The organism is Butyrivibrio sp. MC2021 (genome assembly GCF_000621605.1).
Classification (GTDB): Bacteria; Bacillota; Clostridia; order Lachnospirales; family Lachnospiraceae; genus Butyrivibrio.
Map to the genome: position 1 here is coordinate 153018 of NZ_KK211315.1, position 7702 is coordinate 160719.

The 7702-nt window shown below is 40.2% G+C and carries 12 protein-coding genes and 1 pseudogene; all 13 read right to left on the reverse strand.

Features of this window, described 5'->3' with window-relative positions; translation table 11 throughout:
- Window positions 1-22: 22 nt before the first annotated feature.
- Window positions 23-1141 carry a serpin family protein gene (locus tag T359_RS0118220; RefSeq protein WP_026518628.1) on the reverse strand — a complete coding sequence of 373 codons (1119 nt, stop codon included), beginning with the start codon at window positions 1139-1141 and terminating at the stop codon, window positions 23-25.
- A 110-nt stretch (window positions 1142-1251) separates the two neighbouring features.
- On the reverse strand, window positions 1252-1806 hold the full coding sequence (locus T359_RS21065; protein ID WP_051545613.1) for a 3'-5' exonuclease: 555 nt from the start codon (window positions 1804-1806) through the stop codon (window positions 1252-1254).
- Window positions 1807-2258: 452 nt separating this feature from the next.
- Window positions 2259-2528, reverse strand: coding sequence for a hypothetical protein (locus T359_RS0118230; RefSeq protein ID WP_026518629.1), 270 nt, complete (start codon window positions 2526-2528; stop codon window positions 2259-2261).
- A gap of 3 nt (window positions 2529-2531) precedes the next feature.
- Entirely contained in the window at window positions 2532-2789 is a 258-nt protein-coding gene (locus tag T359_RS0118235) for a putative signal transducing protein (RefSeq protein WP_026518630.1), read from the reverse strand.
- A gap of 5 nt (window positions 2790-2794) precedes the next feature.
- Complete coding sequence (locus T359_RS0118240) at window positions 2795-3109, reverse strand: hypothetical protein (protein ID WP_026518631.1); 315 nt, start codon at window positions 3107-3109, stop codon at window positions 2795-2797.
- A 34-nt stretch (window positions 3110-3143) separates the two neighbouring features.
- On the reverse strand, window positions 3144-4196 hold the full coding sequence (locus tag T359_RS0118245; protein ID WP_026518632.1) for a hypothetical protein: 1053 nt from the start codon (window positions 4194-4196) through the stop codon (window positions 3144-3146).
- Between the two features lie 47 nt (window positions 4197-4243).
- The gene (locus T359_RS0118250) at window positions 4244-4630 is read right to left on the reverse strand and encodes a hypothetical protein (RefSeq protein ID WP_155840184.1); all 387 of its coding nucleotides are present in this window, start codon (window positions 4628-4630) and stop codon (window positions 4244-4246) included.
- Between the two features lie 2 nt (window positions 4631-4632).
- Complete coding sequence (locus T359_RS0118255) at window positions 4633-5181, reverse strand: hypothetical protein (RefSeq protein WP_035784926.1); 549 nt, start codon at window positions 5179-5181, stop codon at window positions 4633-4635.
- Between the two features lie 26 nt (window positions 5182-5207).
- Window positions 5208-5672, reverse strand: coding sequence for a hypothetical protein (locus T359_RS0118260; RefSeq protein ID WP_026518635.1), 465 nt, complete (start codon window positions 5670-5672; stop codon window positions 5208-5210).
- 16 nt (window positions 5673-5688) lie between these two features.
- Entirely contained in the window at window positions 5689-6060 is a 372-nt protein-coding gene (locus T359_RS0118265; protein ID WP_026518636.1) for a DMP19 family protein, read from the reverse strand.
- A 54-nt stretch (window positions 6061-6114) separates the two neighbouring features.
- Window positions 6115-6564, reverse strand: coding sequence for a hypothetical protein (locus T359_RS0118270; RefSeq protein ID WP_026518637.1), 450 nt, complete (start codon window positions 6562-6564; stop codon window positions 6115-6117).
- 17 nt (window positions 6565-6581) lie between these two features.
- Complete coding sequence (locus tag T359_RS0118275; RefSeq protein ID WP_026518638.1) at window positions 6582-7280, reverse strand: metallophosphoesterase; 699 nt, start codon at window positions 7278-7280, stop codon at window positions 6582-6584.
- A 250-nt stretch (window positions 7281-7530) separates the two neighbouring features.
- Window positions 7531-7702, reverse strand: a pseudogene (locus T359_RS21070) (transposase); the annotation flags it as partial.

A 7702-nucleotide genomic window follows, 5' to 3' on the forward strand; every position in this document is an offset into this window, starting at 1 on the left:
GTTGCTTTTATTATATTTTATTTCACATTACAGATCCGCTTATATAGTTTGTCACTCCGGTAAATACCGGGAGTCCTGTCTCGTTATGCATAATCGCATAAACAAAGGGCCTGTCAAGCCTTACTGACTTGGGATTACCCATAGGCGCACATCCTGCCACCAAAAACATTGCAGTAGCTGCTGCAGCCTTTGTTCCTTTTCTATTCACCTCAATTCTGGCCTTATGGATAATAGAATCTGCCTTTAACCATTCACTGGAAAGAGGTGAAAAATCAGCTTCCGGTGAGAAAATATTTGTTATACCCATGTTCATTAAAAGTTCCGCTAGCTCAGTCCTAAACTCCCCTTTATACTCAGGCATATTTACATAGACCGGATTATATTCTGCCGAATCATATAAGCCTTTGAAATCTATTCTTTCTATAGATCTTCTGAAAATTCGCTCATTACGCGCATTCTTTGGTAACAGGGCCATAAAAGAATACTCGCCACCCTTGTATGGTTTCAGAAAGCCTGTAAAGAATTCGTTTTCAATATATAAATGTTCCTTACTGAACATCATGTTTACTGTGCTCTTTATTCCATCCGCATTGTTGAACTCATCCTCTTTAATATCGTCCTCGTCGTATTCATTCTCCCAATCAGCCTCGAACGCCACAGCATTTATCAAAGTCATAAGCATGCTTTCCATGCTGTCATCTACTATTTGATCTATCATGCCTTTGGTTTTCTCTTTTACCCAGGAATTAACGTCTCTTACGATGTCACTAGTACAGAACAGTTCTCCGCCAAACTTGGTCTCAAGCCTGCTCTTGTATTTAGGGTTAACCGAATTCTCAATCGATTTTTTTACAATTGCAGCATTAGATAAAACCAATTCTCCGCTTGCAGACAGTTCCTTTTGTATCAAAGATATAATCCCCATGGCAGCTTCATAGGGCAGCAATCCCCTCAATACATTAGCAATCTCTTTTCTCGTCTTCCCATCTGTTGCATCAGAAGCAATAGCCAAAAGAACAATGATAGAAAGCGGTGATATGACAACATTCTCCTTTTCTTTTCCAAGGACATACTCGCCAAAAAACTTAGAAGCAAGTTTATTATATTGTGGGCTATATATGGATATTTTATTCCTTGACATGGTTTTGCCTCCTTAAACTATTGTTTTAAAATTCCTTTGCTATCTAACCTATAGATAATAATGACCTTTTTTCACAGGAAATATCTACGTGGTAATTTCCGTTCTATATCTTATGCCAGCGCCAGCCCTGCAAACAAATCTCCCATACAAAAGCTCAGGTGCTCAGTATCTTCTTCCCTGGCAGTTTTATAAAACTCATTGAGCTCATAATCCGGGTTCTGTTCAAGCTTATATGCATCCTTTCTTCCCATTTTACGGCCAAAGGTCTTCTGACAATCCATCCAGCTTGCAAGGATGATTTCAAGACGTTCATCCTCAATGCCTTTTGCCATTACTTCATGGACAATCTGCTTTGGGTCTGAATCGCTCCAGGAAACACATCTGACATCGTCATAAGGCAGCCAGTCCAGAAACATCATCAGCGCTTCCTCAAAAGAAGGTGCAGACATAACATCGGCCTGCCTTATTCCGGTCATATTCTCAATAAACCAGTCAATGTGGCCATATTCCGGCCTTATATAGGTATTGAACTCATCAATGATCTCGTAATCTTCATCAAAAAGTACCGCTCCAATCTGAATAGTCTCCTGGCACCACTTGTAACCAAACTTCTTGTAGCCCTTTGGTACCTTACAGAACTCAAGATCTACTACCGCATATTTCATAGAACTTCCCCTCTCTGTTTAAAAATATTGAGACTTCTTACGACCTTACACTTCTATCCTAGCCCATTTATTGGGTCATAAACCTCTCCAAGTATACGCACAAGCGTTCCGAACGTAAGTGCTCAAAACCATCAAAAGTCAATAAATAAGCGGCATACAACCACTTTTGCGATTATATGCCGCTTACAATTACATATAAAAAGATTCTATTTTATTGGGTCATTTATTGGGTCATCGTGACCCAATAAACACATATCCGAACATGTTATTCTATTAGCTTGAGCTTATCCAATGAAAACTTCCGTCTATCCTCACCTTCGCATGAGACAGCCACATAAGATTCAGTTACTTCTTCAATGCAGTCACACCACTCCGTATTATCTGGAACACGTCCTTAACTCCGTAGGCGTCAGCCAAGAAATTGGTACCAAGTACTTCTTTCAAGCATGTGATTATTTCCTTTCTGCAAAAAGTGTCTCCGCCTTACTCATCGCTTCCATAATAGCTTCATCAGGCTGCTCAACAGCCCAATCCCAGTACATTCTGCAGCTACCTGTAAGCTTAACATTGAGGTAATCCCTATTATTTATTGCCTGCAGCGCCTCCTCATAGTGCCTAAGAAGGGTTTTATTGGCTCCTCCGTTCCTTCTTCCCTCATCGAGTTCTTTTTGTAACAACGATATTACTATCTCAATCTGCTCTATAGCTTTCCTATATTTCATATCTCAATTATCATCATCCTCTTCTGAAGCCTCGATGAATCCTGCACCTTCAAGAGCTTCTAGCGCTCTTTCCTCACATTCTTCCGGGATGACTATCTCTATACTCTGTGTGGTATTAGTTCCAAATAGAATTGAAAGATACTGTCCGGCTCCGTGCTCCCGCTTATAAGACGGGATATCTTCCAACTTAAGAAGTGCGACAATACTATCTGCTTCAAATGAGTCATATGTGTTGAATATAGTTACCTCTCCGTTCCCCATATTTCTTAGTCCTCCGCCATAAAAGCATCGAAAGCATATCCCTCGATATCCTCAATAAGGTTATCTTCCTCATCGTATATCTTGTACATTTCCTGAGAGGCACCGAGAGATGCTTCTCCTTCCAGCCCTAACAACATGGTGTAAAAAGCCTCCTTCAAAACGGAATCCACAAGGCCTCTAACCTCTTCCTCAGAAATTCCTTGCGCCTCAAGACTCATGATTTTCTCTCCCACACTGGTTTCTAAAGTCTTATCAAAGTACATCTTCAGCATATTGTCTTTTTCTTTATAGCAATTCTTTACAAATTCTTCGCCTGTCATAAGTAAATCTGCTCCTTCTCCTCTTTATGTCCTGTTAAATCCCATCCGGATAGTATTGGGCCAAATAATCCGACATCTCCAACCAGTCTATCTCCACTCGCCTTGATTCCCATTCCTCATTTAAAAATCGCCATTCATCATCATCCATCTGACTTTCAGGAAGTTTTGACGCTTCGTCTATATCCTCGATAGGTCCCAATATATGAACTGTACCTTCCCAATATCCCAGGAATTCATCCTCTACAAAGCCATTGTTCCCCAGATCAACAGTGTCAGTTAACATTCCTGTTTTATCAAAATGAAGCCTCCAGATTCCACTATATGCAGCTCCACCACTCCCGTATTCATAAATATATCCATCAGAGCCTAACCACTGATTTATCCTTGCGCCGCCTTCCAAAATCTTCTTTGCTTTTCCATCAATCAAGGCATATGCTCTCTCATAGACGTCCATAGGAAGGCCGTCGTTATACTGATAACTGGAAACTCCAAATATTTGTTCAAAGACTCCATCACAATCCAGATCTACGTAGGTATACCCCAAATTATTTAGATCATAATTTATATCCATCTCAATGACAGAACCGGTTTTTACTATCGATTTTTTAGAAGTGTCTTCAAGTAATAGGTTGGTTACAGTACCATGCTGATTACTGTTATAGTCCTGATCCATCCAAGCAATAGCCTCCTTGTATGAATCAATTACATCAGCAAAGGCTTCTGCATACAGCTCATCATATTTCTTTATAAGCTCCGGATCAGATAATCTGTAAACATAAGATTCATCATCATTAACCAGGTATGATGTATCATAGCGTACGTCATCATTGTCTTCAATTATTGCAATCTTCTTTTCTACACCAGCTTCTTCATCGTCATATTCAGCGGAACTCGTGGCTTCATCTCTTGATTCCTTTACCGGGACATCAGCGATAGCTCCTGATGATTCTACTGTTGCACCTTGCTCAAGAAAATCATTTTCATCAGAACCCTGTGAATTAGCGCAACCTGTATATAAAAGCATAGTTCCAAATATAGAATACAAAGCAAACCGTTTTGTGACAGTGCCAAATACTCGCTTAATCATGAGCAGCTCCTCTTTCAATTTTAGTCCATCGTAATTCTTTCCGTTAACTACACGCTAATTCTTTTATTAACTAAAGCCTCAAATCTATCAAGCCAAGGAATCATAATCTTACTATTTACCCCTATCCCTAGCTTTTCCCATGCCATGGAATCTTTGGCCATTGTAATAACATCAACAAGAAAAGCTACATCTTCAGATAAGATTTCTTCGTTCCAAGGCATTTCTTCTATATCGAAGCCGGCGGTTCCAGGCGCTATATCATTTATTTCTGCCTGTTCTTGCAAAAAGGCTATCAGCGCAGCCTGTGACGATGTTTTTTCAAAGAATTCACTGGACCTTATCAATAATTCAAGGAAAAGATCAGTCCCTTGATTAGACATGGAAAGACATTCCTCTTTTTCAGTTGTTGCGTTAAACCTTATTGTATTGCCCACTCTTAAGCCTTTCTCATAAGAGCACAGTACACCTTCTGAAGAATCATATCTTTCAGCGGCCTATCCTCTACATGCAGTTCATAGTTAAAGGATCCTTTCCCAAGGAAAATCGTAGCTATCTTCGTAGCCTTTCTATGGTTATCAGCGGTCGCATTGGAATATATGTCCCACACTGTATTATCACCCGCACTTGGAACATATCCAATAAGTTCATACATAAATCGCGACAACAACAAGTCCTCTTCGCATTCAAGCTGCTTGCAATGCGGAGCCATGCAGTCATCCTGCATGCAAACGCTGTCTCTTTCCGCGTCAATCTTAAGCATCTTCTTAACAGGTGGATGTTCCTTTTCGTAGATTACTTCATACATTATCTGCTTTACCTCCGCCATTCTGCCATCGTTGTGATTCTTCCAGTCATCCAAAAGCATCTTATCGGCTCTTAAAGAAAACTCTTTAAACCAATGACGAAGCTCCTCATCAGAAGCATCCGGATTAAATGCCATCGATGCCCAGAAGTCTGCCCTGACAAGGTCATCCATATTTGACAATATTCATTCCTCCCAACATTTCCTGTTCAGCAATCTTCTTTAGGTCTTATCCAGTCCAGATCCTCTTCAATTACAAAACAGTCTCCTAATTCTTCTTTTACACGTTCATACAATCTATGCCCCTCATTGTATAGCTCCCACTGTTCACTGACAGGCATAGGGCAAGGCCCTCCCGGGTCACTCCAGTCTATTAGCCCACAAACATGCTCATCAAAGTTCTCAAGCTCTGATATGAGCTCTTTTGACAAGCCTACCCTGTCATATTCAATCATCCCAACTTTTTCCCCGGTAAGCCACAGGCTTGTAGAATTATAATCCGGAGAAAACCTTAAATAATTAATTGGCCTTAGAACACGGTCTGCGCCATGTGCTGTTTCAATCGCTTTTGATATGCCTTTTGAGTAATCAATAATCATCTCTTTACCTATGAATGCCTCCAGGGTAATTGTTGACTCTACTAATTCACTGGCTTCATTCTTAAAGGTCCTCATTTTTCGTATTATTCTCTTACAACAAGATCTCATCCTTATGCTCTTCAACATATATCTCAAGGTAATCCGTAAGTGATGGTTTAATCCTGTAATACTCCATATCTGTAGCTTCGTAGTCATCTTCCTCGCCTTCTGTATATGCTTTATGGAAGTTGTCAGCGATTTCATCACTTGCAATCTCACGGAGTGCATCCTCCAGTTCATCAAAATCAGTGTCCTCATACATATCAAGGTAGCCACTGAATCCACCGCTATTCATCTCGTTATCATATAAGCAACATAATACTGCTTTTCTCTGGACCTCAGAGAGTGTGTCGAGGTCCCTAAAGCAAACCTCCATAACAAACTTGTTCCAACGATCCGCCTTCTCCTGCATTTCTGTTCCCATACCTTTTTCTCCTTTACACTTTTCGCTTGGTACATACAATATACAAATCATTCCTTACTTTCCTAAGTGAGCCTTTATGTTCCTCTGTTTGCACTCAAAAACAAACCTCTCTGCATTATCAAGATTAAGGTTAATGCCAAAAAGCCGTCTTCCATTTTTGTAAAAATACGCAACCTTATATTCGACTTTTCCAATGAACTCATCTTTGGAGTATTTAGTCTCAATCATCGGACTCATAAGATTCTTGTTGTGGATTTTTATATATATTATCAGGTATCTGGCTAATACGTATTCATCAAAAACAATAAGCTTGGGAAGCGTGGCGCAAAGAAGCCACAGAGCTATAACGGCTATTATCAATGCGCATACCAGATCGCTTTTTCCAAATGGCTTAGCCAGCCGGTATGTATTAACTATACCTGCAATAGGAAGTGCAGCAAAAAGAGCTCCCATTGCATAATATATGGCAAGAACCCCAATTGAATTTCTTACGGTAAATCTCATATAACTTTTACTACCTCTCAATCCATCACCTTAAATGGCCTGAATCGTAAATAATCCCCTGAAACCAGACTATATCTTATACCATTTACTTTCCCCAATAAGCTGTCATGGTATCTGGCTTCGCCATGGCAATGAGCATAGATCACATCCTGAACGCCGTATGCGTCAGCCATGAATGTAAATCTGCTGGTCTTCTCCCAGAGGGATGTTGGTGGATAGTGAAGAAACATTACAAACTTCTCAAATCCATCTTTCCTTGCTGCCTCAAAAGATTCCTTAAGCCTCTTAGCTTCACGCTCTACTAACATAGCGGCATGCTCCTCTGAATCATGACCCTCGTAGCAATATCCCTTTATGCCAACAAGCGCATAGTCACCATAGGGATAATAGTTATTTTGCAGGAAGAACAGTCGGTCTTTATACAAATCATTTAATTTCGCTGTTTTTTTAGCATCCCAGAATGTATCATGATTGCCTCTGATCAGGACCTTTTTCCCGGGAAGATTCTCGATAAATTCCAGGTCCTTCTCGCAATCTGACAGCTTTCTTCCCCAGCTGTGATCTCCAACCAATACTAGAGTATCATCATCAGTGATCATCTTATTGCAGTTCTTCTCTATTTGTCTTACATGATTTCTCCAGATTTTTCCAAATTCATCCATTGGCTTATCAGCCTGGAAGGACAAATGCAGATCTCCAATTGCATATAATGCCATGTTGAATTCACCTTTTTATTCGTGTAGTTAATATACTCACATACTAGAACTATACACTAGCTTCATTCGGTGTAGCCGATAGCGGCATCATAATTATTTTAACAAAAAAAGAGCGATCTTTGAAAAAATCGCTCCAGACTGTAGACAAAGTGGTCCTGAGAGCGTAGCTCTCAAGACCATTTTTCTTTTTCGCGAGTGTTTTATTGATAATAAAGGATAGAAACGGCCTCTATCAGGCCATCTCTAACCGCCATTCATGCTTGATTCTTGCAAGCTTTTTCAGATTCATACACGCAAATGTAAGCGCGACCTTCATTTCCATCCGCGCCTTGCCATACATCTGCGTATATCTGAATCCGTGGTTCTCTTTAGCTGTTCCAAAGATTCTCTCTATTGTTTCTTTTCTGTGAGAATAGAGATCC